General features: G+C 43.3%; 15 protein-coding genes. 5 read left to right on the plus strand and 10 right to left on the minus strand.

What is annotated here, in order from left to right; genetic code table 11:
* Positions 1 to 4 precede the first annotated feature (4 nt).
* A complete protein-coding gene (locus tag B9N89_RS10180) occupies positions 5 to 1,375 on the minus strand; it encodes a hypothetical protein (protein ID WP_132317807.1) in 1,371 nt (456 codons plus the stop codon).
* Position 1,376: 1 nt separating this feature from the next.
* On the minus strand, positions 1,377 to 2,420 hold the full coding sequence (locus B9N89_RS10185) for a hypothetical protein (RefSeq protein WP_132317805.1): 1,044 nt from the start codon (positions 2,418 to 2,420) through the stop codon (positions 1,377 to 1,379).
* Between the two features lie 257 nt (positions 2,421 to 2,677).
* On the opposite strand from B9N89_RS10185, the gene B9N89_RS10190 reads away from it, so the two are divergent.
* Together B9N89_RS10190 and katG are read left to right on the plus strand one after the other, a co-directional pair.
* The gene (locus B9N89_RS10190) at positions 2,678 to 3,403 is read left to right on the plus strand and encodes a TerC family protein (RefSeq protein WP_412535408.1); all 726 of its coding nucleotides are present in this window, start codon (positions 2,678 to 2,680) and stop codon (positions 3,401 to 3,403) included.
* A 112-nt stretch (positions 3,404 to 3,515) separates the two neighbouring features.
* Positions 3,516 to 5,714 carry a catalase/peroxidase HPI gene (katG, locus tag B9N89_RS10195; protein WP_132317801.1) on the plus strand — a complete coding sequence of 733 codons (2,199 nt, stop codon included), beginning with the start codon at positions 3,516 to 3,518 and terminating at the stop codon, positions 5,712 to 5,714.
* A gap of 90 nt (positions 5,715 to 5,804) precedes the next feature.
* Here katG and B9N89_RS10200 read toward each other — a convergent pair whose 3' ends face one another.
* From B9N89_RS10200 to B9N89_RS10215, 4 genes are all read right to left on the minus strand, one after another.
* Positions 5,805 to 5,999 carry a hypothetical protein gene (locus tag B9N89_RS10200; protein WP_132317799.1) on the minus strand — a complete coding sequence of 65 codons (195 nt, stop codon included), beginning with the start codon at positions 5,997 to 5,999 and terminating at the stop codon, positions 5,805 to 5,807.
* A complete protein-coding gene (locus tag B9N89_RS10205; protein WP_159455285.1) occupies positions 5,980 to 6,591 on the minus strand; it encodes a polysaccharide biosynthesis/export family protein in 612 nt (203 codons plus the stop codon). Before B9N89_RS10205 ends, B9N89_RS10200 begins: the two co-directional genes overlap by 20 nt.
* Positions 6,592 to 6,668: 77 nt before the next feature.
* On the minus strand, positions 6,669 to 8,564 hold the full coding sequence (locus B9N89_RS10210) for a WecB/TagA/CpsF family glycosyltransferase (protein WP_132317795.1): 1,896 nt from the start codon (positions 8,562 to 8,564) through the stop codon (positions 6,669 to 6,671).
* Positions 8,565 to 8,686: 122 nt separating this feature from the next.
* The gene (locus B9N89_RS10215) at positions 8,687 to 9,466 is read right to left on the minus strand and encodes a sugar transferase (protein WP_132317793.1); all 780 of its coding nucleotides are present in this window, start codon (positions 9,464 to 9,466) and stop codon (positions 8,687 to 8,689) included.
* A gap of 477 nt (positions 9,467 to 9,943) precedes the next feature.
* Here B9N89_RS10215 and B9N89_RS10220 point away from each other — a divergent pair, with 477 nt between their 5' ends.
* On the plus strand, positions 9,944 to 10,294 hold the full coding sequence (locus tag B9N89_RS10220; RefSeq protein WP_132317791.1) for a hypothetical protein: 351 nt from the start codon (positions 9,944 to 9,946) through the stop codon (positions 10,292 to 10,294).
* A 24-nt stretch (positions 10,295 to 10,318) separates the two neighbouring features.
* Here the strand turns inward: B9N89_RS10220 and B9N89_RS10225 are convergent, their stop codons facing one another.
* The 3 genes from B9N89_RS10225 to B9N89_RS10235 form a co-directional block, all read right to left on the minus strand.
* On the minus strand, positions 10,319 to 11,806 hold the full coding sequence (locus B9N89_RS10225; RefSeq protein ID WP_132317789.1) for an O-antigen ligase family protein: 1,488 nt from the start codon (positions 11,804 to 11,806) through the stop codon (positions 10,319 to 10,321).
* The gene (locus B9N89_RS10230) at positions 11,807 to 13,807 is read right to left on the minus strand and encodes a hypothetical protein (RefSeq protein ID WP_132317787.1); all 2,001 of its coding nucleotides are present in this window, start codon (positions 13,805 to 13,807) and stop codon (positions 11,807 to 11,809) included. It lies immediately after the preceding gene.
* Between the two features lie 73 nt (positions 13,808 to 13,880).
* Complete coding sequence (locus B9N89_RS10235) at positions 13,881 to 15,338, minus strand: oligosaccharide flippase family protein (protein ID WP_132317785.1); 1,458 nt, start codon at positions 15,336 to 15,338, stop codon at positions 13,881 to 13,883.
* 130 nt (positions 15,339 to 15,468) lie between these two features.
* Between B9N89_RS10235 and B9N89_RS10240 the strand changes: the two genes are divergently transcribed.
* Both B9N89_RS10240 and epsC read left to right on the plus strand, forming a co-directional pair.
* Complete coding sequence (locus B9N89_RS10240) at positions 15,469 to 16,659, plus strand: ATP-binding protein (protein WP_132317783.1); 1,191 nt, start codon at positions 15,469 to 15,471, stop codon at positions 16,657 to 16,659.
* Positions 16,660 to 16,740: 81 nt separating this feature from the next.
* Entirely contained in the window at positions 16,741 to 18,345 is a 1,605-nt protein-coding gene (gene epsC / locus B9N89_RS10245) for a serine O-acetyltransferase EpsC (RefSeq protein WP_132317781.1), read from the plus strand.
* A 38-nt stretch (positions 18,346 to 18,383) separates the two neighbouring features.
* Here the strand turns inward: epsC and B9N89_RS10250 are convergent, their stop codons facing one another.
* The gene (locus B9N89_RS10250) at positions 18,384 to 19,565 is read right to left on the minus strand and encodes a carbamoyl-phosphate synthase (RefSeq protein ID WP_132317779.1); all 1,182 of its coding nucleotides are present in this window, start codon (positions 19,563 to 19,565) and stop codon (positions 18,384 to 18,386) included.
* Positions 19,566 to 19,581 lie beyond the last annotated feature (16 nt).

Below are 19,581 nucleotides of genomic sequence, written 5' to 3' on the forward strand. Positions count from 1 at the left end.
ATTTCTAAAATTCGAAGCTGTGCTCAAGAATCTCCCCATTACTGAGTAGATAGCTTACCTTAATTTGCGAATCTACGCGGGTACAGACTAGAGTTTCAGCAAAGCTTACCTGGCTAATCATTTCAGCACAGCCTGTGACAGATATGCTCGAAAGCTCTATTATCTTGTTAGGAACGATGATAAAGTTGGGATCTATTCCCTGCAGGGATGGCTCTGGAAGTAAATAGATATGTCCCGAAGCTCGACCAAATTCTTGTCCCTCTAGATAGTATATTATTTCAACAATTCTTGTTCCTTGAGAGGGGCTCAATACGACTTCTGTTTCAGGACTGAAAGGCATAGTCGTGAAAGTAGAATCTGTGTCCATAACATCTCCAACTATCTTCATAGTCACATCTTCTAGACTATCGACACGAGCTTGCACGATGACTCTAGGGTCGAATGTATAGAAAGTGTGCTGTTTAAAGCTAACCTGAAATTCACTGTGTTGCGGATCATTGTAAATTTTAAGATTGATCGGTTCACATTGATTGCCCGCAATATCTGCTATCGTTACTTGAATATCGTTATATCCATTTAAGTTCTTTAGCTGTCGATACGCTCTCACGCCTTCTGAAAATGTCTGGTAGTCGTAAATGGTCCTTACATCACCTGTAATCTGAAATTGGAGAGGATAAGGATCAATAGCACTCACCGCGATTTCAACCTGTGATTCGTTGACGATGTTAGATTTGGTATTTGCTTGGCAATCTAGTGGTGGAGTAGATTTTTTAACAAGTTCGAGATCTACTAGATCGCTTTCTAATCCAAAGATGTTCTTATAGCGTACTTGAAACTTTTTGATTCCATCTTCACTACTAACTACCAGAGGTATTTGACCATCTAGAGGAATGTCATACCACTGTCCGGCGGAAAATTGATTCAAATCCCCCGCAATCCAAATCTGATTGGTATCTTCACCTTTAGTCGAGGGGATTAACAAAATGACGTCTGTATCGTGGGTAGCATTTTCATTAAAACTGACGACCGGATCCGGAGGAGGTTCGGTACTAAACTCCCAGAAGAGACTATCTTCTAAGTAAGCATGATAATCCTGATTCAGGAGAACTAGCTCTAATTCGTATTCTCCTTCTCCAGTAGTCATCAAATCCACAACATCCCTTAGAGGATAGATAGAATCAAGGTCCACACTAGCAGTTAGGCCATTGCCAGTGATTTTAAAGAATGGCGGACTGCCTTTGCTTGACGTGAGAAAGAGTCTATTACCAGGTTCAGAACTAGCAACCGTTTCTAAGTTATAGCTAACCTCTCCAACATTCGATTCTTTGCCACAGGAATATAAACCACCTAGAACGATTAAAATTACTGTGCGCATATTAGGGGCCGTCTCCACTCTGCACTATAGTGGTAACATCCACATTGAAGTAGAGGTATGACGGGCCGGACTTCAATGCAAATATCATGTTTGCGTTACTGTGCATGGGGGCGCTGCCTGGCAATACCATAACATCAGCATCCCCTGTATCAGCGGTTATAAAACCGCCGTTTGTTAAAACAGGTGAACCGCCTCCGGCAACAAATGCTTCTGTGGACATATCGACTTGACTTCCCCCGCCAAAGGCAGTGAACATGGTTTCCAAGTCTGAAACCGAAGGAGAGCCTCCGTATGTGTCCGTGCCCATTGCAAGATAAATGGAATCCAATCGTACATCGAAGCAAGTAATGTCGTTACCTGTCCCTGTAACTGCTTGGTTGCATTCGAGCTGAAACCTGAATTCACCGTTGCCATTTGCTGTAATCCCGACCAATTCAATCTGATTTACAGTAAAATCAGGTGCTGCCTGGCCATCAACGCTCAATTCAGCGGACTCACGAACAGTTGGCTCTCCAATAGTTTGATCACCACCGTCAGTAATTTCCGAAAATTCATAGTGAATTGCATCGGTACTTGATATGGGGCTGCCTAGGGTTTCAATCACTTCTACTGTCAGTTCGTCAGCTGGGCTTGCTGCATTCACCTCAAAAGTTGCAATGTCACCTGCTTGCCAGGTATCGAAAACAGATCCAGCTTTGGGAGTATAGGTCTTACTGTTCAGGGTAAACTGCGTTAACTTTGCTAGACAGTCACGATCAAACTCGTAGACTTCGAGGTAGTTCGATGTCTCATCTACTGTTGCGGTCAGACCAGTCGCACAGGAATCTAGCGAGATCGAAAAAGTAGTTGCATCTGCAAGGAGGGTAAGGTTTTCCTGCTGCCGAAAAGTGATGGGCACCTGAATTAATTGTGCATCGATGGGCACCCGTGGGTTGTCCTGCTCTGAAAAGTCAGTCTCTCCTCCCACGTATTGGACCTTGACCTCCCCACCGCATGAAAGCACTAAGGACCAAAGAACCCAGGGGTATATGACGTATTTTGCCATATGTCCAGACACCTCTTAAGCAAAATTTCGAACATTTCCTTGTCGGTAGTTTTTCTATAAAGATTAGAACTACTTGCAACCCATCATCCATGACGATGCAGATCTACACATTCCACTGTATAATCGGCAAATATGAAGTCGATGCAATAAGACAGTTAAGAGATCGACTCTATAAAGAGGTTGACATACGAACATCAGATCGTTTCATTGGTGGTGCACTTTGCACTGCAGCCACGACCACTATAGGAATCTCGATGATTGAATTACTTAGCTCTCCCGAAGTTTGGATCAGCTTACTGACATTAACATCCCTTGAAATCGTGCTTGGAATCGACAATGTCATATTTATCGCAATACTAGCAGGAAAACTTCCAGCTGAGCAGCAGGAAAAAGCCAGAAAACTGGGTCTTACAGGAGCGCTTGTGACGAGGCTGGCTTTGCTGTCAGTTATCTCGATTATCGTGCAGTTGGACAGCCCACTTTTTCAAATTTTTGGTCGCGATATTTCTTGGAAATCAATCATACTAATGATAGGCGGCTTGTTTCTACTATACAAGGCAACCCGCGAGATCCACCACAAGCTTGAAGGTGCAGGAGACCAATCTCACGTCACCACAAAAGTTAGCACCATGGGAGCAGTCATCGGCCAAATCATGTTGCTCGATATTGTCTTCTCCATTGACTCAGTCATTACAGCGGTAGGACTCAGCCCCTATATTTCTGTGATGGTCTTGGCCAACATTATCGCCCTCGGCGTCATGCTGCTGGCTGCAAAAACAATTTCGGATTTTGTCGAAACACACCCATCGCTCAAAGTGCTGGCACTTAGTTTCTTGCTAATGATTGGTTTAGTACTATTGGCCGAAGGTTTCGGTCTCCATATACCTAAAGGCTATGTCTACTTTGCAATGGGCTTTAGCGTGATGGTCGAGTTTATCAATATCAAAGCAGCATCACGGAAGAAACGAAAGCAAAGTCACTAGGATCAAGCTGCAAAAGCGTTGCGGCTGGCGTGTTTCCAAGAAAAACACTGCCTCCTATCCCTGACACTTGCTAAGATATAAGTCGTTTGAGAAATCTAGCAAGGAGACTCCCATGAGTTCATGTCCCATGTCAGGAATTAACGCAAAACATGCCGCAGGCGGCGGCCGCAGCAACCGTGACTGGTGGCCTGAGATGCTTAATCTCAGTATCCTCAGGCAACACTCCTCCCTATCCACACCCATGGGCGAGAATTTCGACTATGCTAAAAAGTTTGAGGCACTCGATCTAGGAGCCCTAAAAAAAGATCTTCACGGCTTGATGACAGATTCACAAGACTGGTGGCCCGCAGACTATGGCCACTATGGGCCATTTTTTATTCGAATGGCCTGGCATGTGGCTGGCACCTACCGAACCAGCGATGGCCGTGGTGGTGCGGGACAAGGCTTGCAACGCTTTGCGCCGACCAACAGTTGGCCCGATAACGCCAACCTTGATAAAGCGAGACGTTTGCTATGGCCAATCAAACAGAAATATGGCAGCAGCATCTCGTGGGCTGACCTATTTATCCTAACTGGCAACGTCGCCCACGAATCCATGGGATTTAAAACTTTCGGTTTCGGTGGTGGACGGGAGGATGTTTGGGAGCCAGCTGAAGATATCTATTGGGGAGAAGAAGCAGAATGGTTGGGCAACAAATCCCGCTATGATGGGGACCGGGCAAAAGAAGGGGCTGAGGCTTTAGAACGACCACTTGCCGCTGTTCACATGGGGTTAATCTATGTGAATCCCGAAGGTCCCAATGCCAACCCGGAACCGATGGAGTCGGCAAAGGATATCCGAGAGACGTTTGCGCGCATGGCTATGAATGACGAGGAAACTGTCGCTCTCATCGCTGGAGGCCACACGTTTGGCAAATGTCACGGTGCTGCTCCAGATAGCAATGTAGGGCCAAACCCAAACGCTGCCTCTCTCGACCAACAAGGTTTCGGCTGGGCTAATAGTCACGGCAGTGGTAAGGGCGTCGATACAATCACTAGTGGCCTTGAAGGTGCCTGGACACCCAATCCAACCCAATGGGATAGCGGCTATTTCGATATGCTTTTCAAGTATAAATGGGAAAAGAAGAAGTCGCCGGCTGGTGCCTGGCAGTGGTACCCAATCGATGCCGAGGATTCGGATCTTGCCCCAGAAGTTGATGGCTCCAGTAAAAAAGTTCCAACGATGATGGCAACGACAGATATTGCATTGATCACTGATCCTGAGTATCGCAAGATTTCGGAACGTTATCATAAGAACCACGAAGATTTTAAAGATGCCTACGCGAAGGCATGGTTTAAGCTCACTCACCGAGATATGGGGCCTGTCGTCAGGTACTTAGGGCCTGAAGTTCCCAAAGAATCGCTGATCTGGCAAGACCCCCTTCCGGAACCAAAAGGCGAGTCTATCAATACCGATACGGTCGCCAAGCTTAAAGCAAAGATTCTTGCATCGGAGCTATCAATCGCCGAGCTAGTTCGAACTGCTTGGGCATCAGCATCCACCTATCGTAATTCCGATCGTAGAGGTGGTGCGAACGGCGCACGCATTCGGCTAGAACCCCAGAAAAGCTGGCAAGCTAACGACCCTGAAAACCTAGCCAAGGTACTAAAAGTTTATGAAGGCATTCAAAACGAATTCAGCAACAAGGTATCAATGGCTGATCTAATCGTTCTTGGCGGTTGTGCTGCAATTGAAAAAGCGGCAAATGACGGTGGCTTTAAGCTCGAAGTTCCATTTACTCCGGGTCGGGTGGACGCCGAAGATCAGCACACTGATGCGGAAGGTTTTCAACCATTAGAGCCTGAAACAGATGGTTTTCGCAACTTTATGAAAACGGTGTACTCTGTTTCTTCAGAAAAACTACTTGTGGATAAGGCCCAACTCCTTAGCTTAACACCCACCGAGATGACGGTACTCGTTGGTGGGCTGAGAGTCCTGGGAGCTAATTACAAAGATGTTAAGCATGGGGTTTTCACAGATAAGGTGGGCATTTTAAGCAACGACTTCTTTGTGAATCTCCTCGATATGGCTACTGAGTGGAAGCCCGTCGATAGTAGTGAACAGCTGTTTGAAGGCGTCGATAGAAAATCAGGGGCACGCAAGTACACCGCAAGCCGTGTGGACCTCATCTTCGGACACAATCATGAGTTGAGAGCTTTGGCTGAAGTATATGCCTCTGGCGACGCTAAGGAGAAATTTGCTCATGATTTTGTAAATGCTTGGACAAAGGTTATGAATCTTGATCGTTTTGATCTAGATCACATCAAATAAAACACTGACAGCTCCATGACTTCCATGGAGCTTCCTTGCCCCAAATTAAAACCCTAAATCAGCTACTAATTGATCGGAAGAACGATAGGCCTACCAAGGGTTGACTAAATTAGGTACAAACTTAATAGCCAAACCTAGGAATAGGTAAGCGACTGTATAAGAAACAAATACTTTCAAAGCGAATCGTGGCGTGATTCTCACAGGAATGCGAGCTAGCACGAGAGCCGGTGCAAAAAACGAAATTAGAATTCCAAGGGTGATGATCTTATTGTACATAAAGTACATCGCCTCGTTCTAGGACAAAAGAGGCAATCGAAGCCGGGCCTCTGATGAGGTCATCGTAATCCACTGTATACTTACCGATGACACCATTTGGTTTCTTTCTATGCAAGATGATTTCACCATTGGATAATGGCGTCAACCCACCAGCAACAGCTATGGCCTGAACGATTGTTGTTGATTCCTTGAAGATAAAAACCCCAGGGTTCCGAACAGTGCCAGAGATAAATACCTTGTAACTCTCGTAGGATATTATAGATAGGGTAATCACTGGATTTTTAATGTAATTTCTAAGCCTACCTTCGAGAACTCTTAATAACTGTCTTTCGGTCATTCCTCGGGCTTGAATCGAGCCAGTCAAGGGAAGATTCAGCACCCCAGATTGTGAAATCACGTAATTGCCATTGTAATCAGGCTGACCAGCCACTTTCATTTCTATAACATCGTTCACTCCAAGGCGATACTCGCCATCGTCATTGAATGTACTACCTTTCACTGCCTTGCGTAGTGGCAGAATTTCCCCACTAGATGCACATGAGGTCACAGCTACCAAAATCCACAAGAAGGCTAAATACAATAATGTTTTGAGAGGCTTCATGGTAATCTCTAATCGATTTCGTTGTGTATAAAATCCTTCGCTTCCATCATACCTTATCAAAGAGGGAAAAATGGGCCCTACCTCCTCTTTTTCCGCCATTCTTGAAATATTAGAACAAAGATCTCAAAGTTACCGCTGTATCTCTTGATCATCCGCCGAGGTTCTTGAAAGATCCTATAGACCCACTCTAGCCCTGAATCTTGCATCCACTGAGGTGCCCTAGACTTGTTGCCTGCGGCTAAAGAAATCGACATCCCGACTCCTAGATACACCCCATGAGGAAGATCGCTTCGATTATCGTAGACCCAATACTCCTGTTTTGGACTACCAACACCCACAAAAACAATCTGAGGTTTGCCCTGACGAAGCTTGGCAACAATGCCATCATTCAGTTTTTCATCCTGATCAAATCCCATGGGCGGGTATATAGTCATACAGTCAAAGTTTGAATTCTGCTTCTTAAAATTTTCTACAGCCTGCTCCGCTTCACCTTCATGTCCACCAAGAAAGCAAACTTTGATCCCCCTATTGGCTGCTGCCAGACAAATCGCGGGTAATAAATCTGCCCCCGTAACCCTTTCAGGAATGGGGCCTCCTAAAATCTTGGATGCCCATACAATGGGCATGCCATCTGGAGTAAGCAAAGATGCTTTTTGAACAACACCTTTAAATTTCGGATCCTTCTGTGCTCTCAGAACAATATCCGAATTTGGAGTTACTATCCAGGAGACTCGCTCTTCTTGGGAGATACTTAGTATTTTTTCTACGGTTTCCGATTTCGAAAGCCTTGAAAACTGAAGGTCGCAGAAATCGAAAGTTTCCGCCGAATTTTCTGCCTCCCGAGTCGTCCGAACCCATGAACTCGTACTTTTCTTCATTTTCACGAATAGTTTCCAGATAACATACCTAGGAACATGAACCGCAGCCCCAACTAACCGTGGTGATGCCAGACCAAATATAAACGGGCTGAATACATAAAGGGTGACAATCAAAAGGAGGACAATGGCAAGTGCCAGAACATCTCTCGCTAATATGAAAGCCAACAAGCCATAAAGAAACAATGATCCAAGCAATTTCGCCATTGGCCACATACGTAAATCAAAACCATAGAGGAAACGCTTGAAGGCAGGCAGTTCGTTCATCCTATCTTTGAAGCTAGACCGAACAGCACTCCTACCGTCTTCCCACCGTTTGCGCTGACTCGAAGCAGTCGCTCCCTGGCTAACAAATTCTCCCTTAACTCGTGCATTTGGATTAAAGTGGACTCTCTCGTTCTTGAATCTCAATTCCCAGCCAAACTCCATATCTTCTGCTAAGCCACTGCAAGACCATGGCACTCTTTGAAGGCCTTCACGGGAGAAGCACATACCATTTCCTCTTAGAGGCACACTCAATCCAAGAGATGATAGTCCTTGTAGATAACTTCCATTGAAAACAGCAAAGCCCCACTCCATTAGCCTGGTTCGCCAACTTGCATCGACATTCGAGCCGGTATAGTAGGCTTGAATCCAATCCTTCTCTAGTTGCAGATCCTCGTTAAACTCGTTTAAGAGGTTCCTATCAACCTCTGTGTCGGCGTCGATAACTATGAAAGCCTCTGTATCCGTCTCCACCAGATACTTTTTGAATGCATCTTCTAAGGCATAACCTTTACTTTTTCTCTCCTCACTGCTTCGTTCCCAGACTAAAGCACCTTCGTCCCGAGCTTTTTGAGCGGTATCATCATCGCAGTTGTCTGCGATAACCTGAATGTTATAAAGATTTTCTGGGTAGTCGATGGTTTTCAGCGAACGGATACAATTCGCAATTCCTGCGGATTCATTATGAGCTGGCACTAGGATCAGAAACTTACGTTTTGGTGAATGATAGGAGCTATGCTCTCTGGGCCGTTTTAAGTTTCCCAGAAATATCAAACATAGCCAGATAACCTGCAGGTAGACAGGAAAAAAAATGATGAAAATCACTAGATTCATGAGCAGGTAGTCCAAGCAATCGTCACGATGCTTTAACTATCGATCATTTTTTTCTAATTGTTAGGGAATCAGTATTTAGGTAAGAAAAAAGCCTCCAGTTAACCTGGAGGCCCCCATGCTATCTATTTACCATCAGGTGAAATAAATACGACTTTTACAGTTTTTGCTAGTATCAAGAAATCGAGAAATAAGGTCCGATTTCTAATGTACTTAATGTCAAGACGAACCCAGTCTTCGAAACCTATCTGGTTTCTTCCGCTCACCTGCCAGATGCAAGTGATACCTGGCTTCACGGCAAGCCTTTCCGTCTGCCACTGCTTATACTTCTTAACTTCTTTTGGAATCGGAGGTCTCGGACCTACCAAGCTCATATCACCGCTAAGAACCTGAAATAACTGAGGTAATTCATCAAAGCTAAACTTCCTGAGAACTCGGCCAACCTTAGTAATTCGTGGGTCATGTGTCATTTTAAAAACAGGACCCGAAGATTCGTTCTTACTCATTAATGAGTCCTTCAACTCTTCTGCATTGGTAACCATGGTTCTGAACTTATACATTTTGAATATTCGTCCACCCTGTCCTACCCTCTCCTGGCTAAATAGAAGCGGGCCCTTGCTAGTAAGCTTGACAGCCAAAGCAGATAAAATCAGAAAAGGTGAAAAGAGGAGAATCGCACACAGTGCTCCAGCGATATCGATCGCTCGCTTGATGCCTTCTGAAAGTGTTGAATAGCGCCTTTCAGGGAGTGCACCTGGATTGAAACCACCAATAATAACTTCTTGGTCGTCTGATCGGATACCGCCTCGACGATCATCTTGGTAGACCTTAACGAAAACGGGGTTTAGTTCAACTTGGTCATCAGCAGTAAAGTTGGTTTTCAATGGAGAAGTCGCTTTGCTCACAAAAGCCTCCTGATATTTCTATGCATGGGTGTCGTTTAAAATATGGGAACACCTATGCAAGCCATATACCAGCAGCAAAAAAATATTTAAGTCTATAAACATCTGTTAATATTGAACTAATAAGACCTTTACGGGCGGTGTTTTTTGTAGAAATCGAAAAGGAGCTTGATAGCAAAAAAACACGACGAGCCTCCGCTTGTGTGTATGCATATGGGATTCTTAGAGTTATCGGGGCTATTACAAATCTGTACGAATTTTTTATAGTGACCAGTTTGTTTTCTACGTTGAATCATATTTACTGCCGTCTTCTCTATATAAATCACCTGTCAAGCAGCAAGATGTTCTTACTCAACAATTACTGACCATAATCCCCCGATTGTTTTCTGCGCTTACAAAATAAGTAAGCCTCATCAACCTTATGTTCCGATACCAATGAAAACGCCGACTAGACAAAACATCAAACCCAAGGAGATAGACGTGGGAGTAAATCCTGTCGCTCAGGCTACTTGTATCCTGACTACCAAGAAAAATCTAAAAAGTGAAATCAATGCCGACTTGATCGATAAGAGCGAGGTACTGGAACAACTCATCTTGCGCTCCCACAAGATGATCGCACTCAAAAAATTTGAGGAATTAGAAGCTCTTAGTCAAAATATCTTAGAACTCGCTCTCGTCTCTGGGTATACGAGTTTGGTTTCAGACTCGATTCAACTTATGACAGCTGCTCGGCAGGAGAACTATACCTACGCTCTTGATACCGTAATTGGGATGCAGGGATCCCATTTTTCGTTGAAAGCAAACACGGTCGATATCGTGGATGCGGTTTAAAGAAACGATATTGAGAGCCACTTTCTAAAGCTTGAAGAACAGTTTGGTTCTCAATCCACCCCTACCCGTCTGAACGTAGTTTCTATACAGAGCAAATGTTGCACCAATCAGAATAGCTGTCATCGTCATGGGACGGATAGCAAGCAAACCCATATCAAAAAACACATAGACAAGCCACAGTACCAAAGCCGAAAAGGTGACGAAGCCAATAATTGGAATAATACCATGGCTCGAATGCCCTGAAAGCCTCACCGCGGAAATTAGTGGAATCAAGGTGACTAAGCTCAGCCCCCCGATTCCAATGGGCCCGGCAAAGACCCAGATATAAAACACATGGTTATGAGGGATGGCATCAAATAACTCAAATGCATGAGAAATATCTGGAAGCTCCATATAAATCGGATACTTCGAACCGAAGCCCTGGCCTAGGATGGGGGATTGACGAACCCCTTGGAATAAGTTGAAGTTCTCGATGGAGCGATAGCTTAGATTCTGCTCAGGAGCCGCAGATATGTAAGAGCGGATCAGCTGGGCTCCGGCTGAATTGCTGACAAAAGCAAAACCAACGACCCCTACTATGGTCATTATCACAAATGGCAGGATCATGAGAAGAGGGACTAAAAGCTTCTTCAGAAGATTTTTTTCAATGAGCGCGGGAAAACTGAGCACGATGAATACGAGGCCTAGCATCGCGGTTCTGCGATCGTTGATGATAAAAGGTATCAGGTAAATGAAGAAGAATATCATGTTTATCAGAATCTTATGAATCTCAGCTCGGCGATCAAAAACAACCTCAGCTGCAACGATAACCATGGCTAAGCCCAAAATATAGGATGACATGTGATCGATGAGATACTCTTGATCCCCAAGGGTGCCACCCATTGATATGGAGAAAAATAGGATGGCATAGACCGCTTTAAAAAGGGAGCCCCATTTTACTATATTAAGAATATGAAATAGATTCTCTCGCTTGCGCGCTAAATAGAAGCCAAGAATGACCCAGGTGGGCAGGATCGGAAACGAACGTATCTGAGTGATTGCCAGTCCTAACTGATTGCCTTTCAATTGTCCTACCAGAATGGAGAATACAGCAACTAGAGGAATCGAGGCTGCTACGATGATAGTCACGATATTTACAGGGTTTTTTCTAAGGCGAAAATTGACTAAGATTGCACCTGCGCAGAGAAAGGATATCATTTCATAGATATTGAAAGGTAGAGGGATACCGCTGATCTTTTTTATAGAGTTAAAAAATAAAGCTCCCAATATCTCTGTGATGGGAGTGTGGTCATAGTAAGGATTTGCTGCGGGTGGCTCCAAAACTACAGCGACGGCAAGCAAAACAAGGCAGACCTGGTCGACGCTGGGTCTAAGACAATAAATCAATACACCCGCGAACAAAGCACTTGCTAGAATCACGGCTGGAATGAAGTTTCCACCTAGGAGAACGATGCTCGACAAAGTTAATAATAAGAATACCAAGCCACTCAGAAATATGGGTCTATGATCCATCTAGGTACCTACTAACACAAGGCCACGTAGTTTCTCAGAGTCGATATGCGTTATCGTTCGATCTAATTCGTTGAATGATGTTCGTTCAGCATCTACACAAACAAGGCTGTCACTTGCAATGTTACTAAGTACTACATTCTCAGTGAATTGGCTTTCAGGAAAACTTCGCAAGAACATTAGATCGTAAGACCCTTTGACTGAATCAATAATTGAGCTAAGGTTCTTATAAGTAAAGACCCTTGTCCTTTCGCCTGCGTACTCTCTGAAGGGTGGAATAACATCGAACTGATGAGTTTCATTACCTCCTTTTTGAATGATTGATTCTAAGGAGCACTTTTTTTGAATCACATCAATCACGTCATTCTTAGGTTCGATATTCGGGCAGATAGGATCGTAACCATTAAAGTCGATTGCGAGAACCCTTTGATTAGTATCCGTAGCTAGAATATTCAAAAAGCTAAAAATAGATGATCCTAGCTCATCTCGTGATCCTGAACTCGTGAGCAAGATAATATTTCCTGTACAATTCTGGCTCACGGCCAATTCAAGTCTTCTGTATGAAAGCAGGGTCCGCAACCCCTCCTCGTTTGGATTTCCTTGGGCAAATAGTGATCTCAAACTGTCAGCATCTTGGGGGGTAATTCTCTCAAATTGCTTTCTACTTTCGAGAGCGATCTGGGTTAGGATTGGCTGACCATTTCTACGTAAAATCCGCCAATCATCACGAGCAATAGGGTTTCTAATCTCTCTCAGTAAAACCAGAGCCAAGACTATCATGCCACCAATGACACTAATTACCATCGCCATCTTACGACGATTACTTTTAAATGGCACTCGTTCCAATGTCGATGGGAAAAGAATCTTGATCCGAGTTCTCTGGTCTGGGTCATTGATTTGCCGAATAAGGTTCTTTTTTTCTAAGGAAAGGTCCTTAATTCTATCAGAAACGGCAATAAAAAATGCCCCTTGATAGGTAAGACCTTCTCCAGTTGGTACCATGGTACCCTCGGTTCTGACCTTATTAACTCTAGTACGCCAGAGTTCACGGCGCATTTCTTCAGCGTTACGAATCAGCTTGGCTTCTGCCGTTTTAAGAGCACCCATTTCAACTCGAAACGTTCGTTCTTTGCTTTGTACTGTGGGATGGCTAGGCTGTAGGCTACCAAGCAATTTCTCCAGATCGGCTTTATGAGCTGCTTCAAGATTTTTCTGCTTCACTTGGTTACTGTTGAGTTCCGAGGTTACCCTCTTTAAATCATCCTCAAGCCGGGATTCCTGTTCACGTATCTGTAGCTTCTTAAGCCTATCTGGCTGAGAAGCCGAGGTGTCTTGAGAGCTATCATCTTCCTCGATCAAAGTCACACTTTCAACGCCCGTTTCCAGAAGAGCGAGCTTTTTCTCAACGGACTCTAGCTGAAACTCAAGCTCTTGCTTAATAAAATCGTTCATCGCCACCGTAGCAAGTTTAGCTGCTTTCGCGGGTGTATCTGCATATGAATAGAGATTTAAGATTCCAGTATAAGGTTCTGCTTCTACCTTTAGATGCTTCTTCATATAATCAACAACTGCGAGCTTTTCAGCAATGATTTCTTCTTGAGTTTCAGGCACCGACGGCTCTGCACCCAGAAGATTATAGGGAAATCTAGGTTTGCGTAGTTCGTCAATTATATGCAGGTCTTTGCCAATTTTATATAAGAATTCTTGAGAGTTGAATCGTGCCAGAAACAAGCGAGAGACGATATTGTAAGACGCTTGGCTACTGACCCCCAGCCCTGAACCTGATATATCAGTTTGATCAAAGACAGCATGAATCTTAGATTCAAAGACATTTCTTGCTGTTAGAGCAATGCCTATTGCAACCACCAGGCTGAGAACGATTCCTTGGATGGCAAAAAGGATATGCCTTTTGAATAACTTTTTTAGATAAACTAGATCTGGAAGAGGACCTGCTAATTGCCAATCTTCCTCGTTCTGGTTAAATTCATCTGTTCTATTTTTCATAGTTCCTCTGAAAAATAATTGTAATGGAACCATACCAATATTCTATATGAAGCTGCTGGGAATTTTTTACCCTTCAGCGTCTCCGAATTTCTTTCATCATTTCTACAAGCTCACTTCTTTTCAATGCGCCAATCGTAAACAAATATAAAGGAGTCAGACCAAATCCGAGAATCCGATACACTAATGGGGTTTCACGTAAGGCATCGAAGAACCATAGGCAAAGAAAAGCAGGAACTTCCAAGAGGACGATTAACATCATCATCTTTGTGTTAACCAGCTTCCCTGGGAACAACCGCATAAGGAGACAAACACCGACGACTTCACTGATCAAAGTTGATATTGTTACTGCTAATCCTCCGCCCCCGACTCCCCAGTGTGCTAACCCTAAGCTTACTGTGAACGAATTCAAACTGACATTGATCAAAACCCCTACAAAAATTACTGTTGCGAGCGTTTTTCCTGTTTTTGAAATAGAGAGTGCCGAAGACAGTAGTGTGGCCAGATAGGTTAATAGCAAGACAGGACTTAGATAAGCGATTATTTTATGACTGGGCTCAAATCCATCCCCATATAGAATTGTTGCAAACTCACCAGCAAAAAGAGTCATGGCCATAGAAAGTGGAAAGGTAATAATCAAAAGAAATCGAATCGCTTGTTGTGTGAGGTGGATAAAACTGGCCTTATCCTTACTAAACGCCACTGAAAGTGCTGGAGTTACAGAACTAGACAAAATTGGCACAAATAGAAGGAAGATCCCGACGAGCTTTGAAGCTGCCCCAAAATATCCTAGTTCCTCCGAGCTCGTAAGTGATCCGAGCATTGCCATATCGATCTCTGTACTGACAGCTGCCAGTACATTCGCTGCATAGAATGGGAGACCGACCTTTAGGATTGCCCGCAACACAGAAAAATCGATACTCAGCGACACGAGTTTTTTCCGTGAGAAATTTGTCATAAGCAGAATAAAGCAAAATACTTCTGACAACACTAAGGCGTAAATTGCACTTTCTACACTTTCATCGAAGTAGAGAAGTAGAAATGCTGTTCCCACCAGCACAAGCTTTGTAACTATATTTATTATCGTGACGATTTTTACTTCATCTATAGCTATTGTGGTACGTTTAAGTGTTTCTCTATTTATAATGTGTAAACCTGCGAATACACCCATGGTCATAGTAAATTGGATCGTTGCTTGGTCTTTCCCTGAAAACATCAGGAACGTGTACATGGCTCCTGCTATCAATAGGCCATAGACAAACTGCATAAAGAGCACACTGCTCAAGATTTCTTTTGTGTGAGACGGATTTGGAGGTATCATCCGTGATATATAGACAGACACACCCAAAGGAAGAAAAGAGAAGAATATCAATGAAATAGACTCAGCATAGAAGAGCTGACCTATTTTCTCTGGACCAAGCAATCTAGGCAGATACATGCGTAGAAGCAATGACAAGACCATCGTGCATGCAACTGAAATAGAAATCATTGATGCATTTTTTAAGATATTTGGATACTGGATCTTGTTGGTCAATTGTGTCTCATTGATTGAATGCTGTTGGCTGTTTTTCGGCAATCTTCAAGATTGGTTAAATTAATTTTCTCAGGTTATCGAAACTCTTTCCGAAGGAATAGTGTTTCTAACTCTCTGAAAATGAAAAGATATGTCACATGAGGCAAGGCCAAGAATTGTCTTAGTATCATTAAGAAAAGAATGGCTTGGAATTAGCCGTTTACCAGAATCTCTCTCTGAAAATGGGCTTGAGATCGTTGCTATTTGCCAGAAAGGGTCTTTTCTCGGGGAGTCGAGCTATATCGACAAACTTCACTTCATTCCTCCACCAAAACTCAAAGCCTATACGCGGCTCATAGGTATCAAGATTCTATCTATTCTTCATAAGGAACCTTGTGACCGCGTTATTCCCGGTGATGAAGATACCGTCTATGCACTCTATGATGTTATGAAACTGGCCAAAACCCTTAAAATCCGCAACGTACAAAAGGTACTTGAAGCGTCTATCAGCTCAACTAACACAGATCATATCATAAACAAGTATAAGTTTTTCAGCTTGCTCCAAGAAGTGTCGGTGCCAATCCCTGCGCAACTTGGACAGATTGATGTATACAAACCTCAGAAAGATGAGTTTCCTCTAGTCGTAAAAGACTCTTACAGCAGTGGTGGTAGCGGAGTTTCCATCGTCTATAGTCAAAGTGAATTCCACGATGCATCAGTCAGAAATGAGAAATCCTGGATTCGCAAATCATTATCACCTATAAAATGCTTATTTTTTTACGATATCTTTTCGTTCAATAGTAAGCCTAGGGCAGAAAAATACATAGATGGGGACATTTCAATGTATCCATTTCTAGCTGAAAAGGGAGAACTGATAGGTGGGTTTTCCGTAAGAAAAGCAGAAACTTTTCCTAAGAACATTGGCCCGAGTACTGTGATAGAATCGTTTATCTGTCCCGACATGGAAGAGTATGCTAAAGTTATTGTCGAAAAGACAAGGTTCACCGGTTTTGGTAGCATCGACTTTATTGTAGAAAGAGTCTCGAAGAGAATTTACGTGATCGAACTTAATCCTCGCCCCGTACCAGCCAGTCACTTGGGAAGTATCTTTGGATCTGACCTGTGTAAGCTTTTTAGTAGTTTGTGCAGGCACCAAGAACCCAGTCCCAAAAAAGAGTTAAAAGAAAATATCAGAGTTTCTTTGTTTCCTAACGAAGTCTTACGAGACAAAAATAGCAACAACCTCGTCGATGCGATTCATGATGTGCCATGGAATGACGAAGGATTACTGAGAAAAATCAATAATACATACGGCCTTAGCTTTACGCTTGAAGACAATTGAAATAGGCATGGTTGATTATCTCTCTAATTGAGGTATAGAAGGCTGGATTAAAATAGTGAAACAGCATGGGCGGTTCTAGCAATGGTTCAAATAAAGGTTAGCGTTGTCATACCTACTTACAACCGAGTGAATAGCTTGACGACTATTTTAAATGGCCTCATTAACCAAAATCTACCTACAGATGATTATGAGGTTATTTTCGTTAATGATGGCTCTCCTGATAACACCCAGGAAGCTCTTCCTTTACTCATTGAAAGGTTAAATCAAGACCGAAAAGCCTTAATTCGCATGATTAGCCAAGAGAACCAGGGTCAGGCAGTAGCGCGAAACAACGGTGCGAAAGCAGCCAAAGGAGACGTTCTGGTCTTTCTTGATGATGACATGGAACCCTGTGACGAAACATTTCTTGAACATCATCTCATACACCATGAAAATCAAAGCAACCTCGTCGTTTTTGGTGCGATTCTCCCCCCTGCCAACGACCCTAAAAGACCACCCTTTGAATGGTTCTATGAAAAGTCTATTGAGTCCATGTACCAAGCCTTTGATGGTGGTCTGCCCCCAAGCGGTCAACATTTCTTCAGTGCGAATGTTTCTGTTGATCGTCAACTTTTTCTAAAAGCAGGGGGATTTGATCGTGATTACCGCCATGCAGAAGACCGCGAGTTGGGGTTAAGGTTAGAGGCACGGTTCGACGCTGAATTTAAATTTGATAGGAAAGCATCGGCTTACCATAATTCCACTACGGGAAAGTTTAAGAGTTTCATCCACCGTGCTCAGCTATATGGCTCCTACGACTACCAAATGTCTCTTAAATATCCTCAAAAAGTGGAACTTAGCCCCTTTTTCTTTATCGTTGCCCAGAACCCTTTCAAAACGGCTCTCATCGCAACAGCCGAGAGGTCTCAGCTTGCCACTAACATTCTTACAAAAATTCTAACAGTGCAAGCGATTGTCCTAGGTAAATTAAACCTACGTAAAATGGCAGCGTTCTCATGTAGCGCGATTTATATCATGAACTATGTGTCTAGCTTGAAGCAATTTCTAAGTCAAAAAGAACTAAAAACTCAGAAACAGCTGGACAAGGATTATGAAGCAGCAAAAGAGTCCTATCTAGAGAGTCTGGGGAGGCAAACAGGTCGATCTTTCTTTAGAGATATGAAACTAGACATGAAATATATTCTGGAATATGAAGGCAGAAACTTGTCGGTAAAAAATGTGTTATGGCTTCTATTCGGCAGTGATGCTTACCCAATTCTGCTGCTGTTCAGACTTCGAAAACTAGCGAGAAAATACCGATTACCTCTTGTAAATCGAATCTTGCGACAAGTTCAAACTGTGCTGTACTCTATAGAGCTAGGAATCGATATCGAACTTGGTCACGGCGTGTATTTTGTTCACTCACTAGGTACTGTTGTTGGTGGCACATCTGTTGTCGGCAATAAGTGCGTCTTCATGGGTAACAATACGGTAGGGGCCGCTCACCGATATGAAAGCCCCGTGATTGAGTCTGGAGTCGTCGTGGGTGCAGGGGCAAGAATTTTAGGGGAAATTAGAGTCGGACAATCCTCGACGATCGGAGCAAATTCGGTCGTTCTAAAGGATATCCCACCACAGTCTATCGCTGTGGGATCACCTGCCAAGGTTGTTAAGTCGAAGGCTGCTAGGGAAAAAGAAAGTGCTTAGGCCCTAGATATTTATATTGCAAACCTCAACAACCCCAACTACTTTTCTTGAAAGAAGTGCCTCCATGCTGCACGAGGGTGCCTTAAATACCCTGCGAAAGCCTGAATCATCCCAACAAGCGCTGGAACTCGATCATCAGGTGCGTAATAAGCATCTACATATTGGGAATCTCGTGAATTAGCCCACGAAAGCCATTTACGAAATTCTCGATAACTCATGTTTAGACTTAGAAAAGATAAAGAGATCGTCAGATAAAAAAGCCAAATAATGCTGTATATATACTTCTGGGAGTTATCCCAACTCCTGGCTTTATTGATCTCCTGTTGTAGATCACTATCGATTCTACAAGCACTATAAAACACGAGTCTAGGAATTTCCATTTCTCTCGCAATTTCAAATTGCATCTGACTATAGTATCGTGGATTAAAGTCAATAAGGTAGTACTGCTGATCTTTATAGATAAACTCAGTCTCGAATGCACCAAAATAGTTCATCTTCTGGCAAAGCTGAAAAACTTGGTCAATTAGGTACTGAGGAGCTTCGATACTCTCAAAACATAAGCCTATACCAATTTTCCTCGGTTTTTGCATAACCTTGTAACTAGAGCGAAAGCTGGTAAGTTTACCCGTTTCATCGACAAAACCAGCAATACTCAACGTATCAGTCATGGCCTCGGTCATAAACTCTTGAACCATCGGCCAATTGACATTTTGATCATATGACTCGATATAGGATTCATATTTGCTCTTAGACTTAAATTCTCTGATGCCTGCAGCAAGATCTTCTTCTTGCCAAACAATCCTTCCTTTCTGACTACTGATCGATCCAATTTGAGTTTGAGGTTTCAGTAAAATAGGAAAGCGAAGGTTACGAGACACTTCCACCACATCATGATCATTCTCTGGAAATTCTGTCATAGGAGTTTGAATTCCTATTTCCTTACAGGCTTGGTGTAGGTGCTTCTTATTCAAGATACTATAGATAACTTCTTTTGAGGGACTGTACATAGAAAAGTACTTTGAAAGTACTTCAGAATGGAAAGCATACAGCCAAGCAGTGGTATCACAACATGGATAAAGTAGGGTGCCAGGGTGATCTCGCCCAAAACTTACCAACCAGGAAATAAACTCTTCTGTTTTCGCAACAGGAGGACACTTTAAGTACTGAGTCAAGTACTTTGAATATGCTGATGGTGACTTTGCGGTGTCGGCTAGATACACGGATAACCCTAACCTA

Origin of the sequence: Pseudobacteriovorax antillogorgiicola, assembly GCF_900177345.1 — a bacterium.
Classification (GTDB): Bacteria; Bdellovibrionota_B; Oligoflexia; order Oligoflexales; family Oligoflexaceae; genus Pseudobacteriovorax; species Pseudobacteriovorax antillogorgiicola.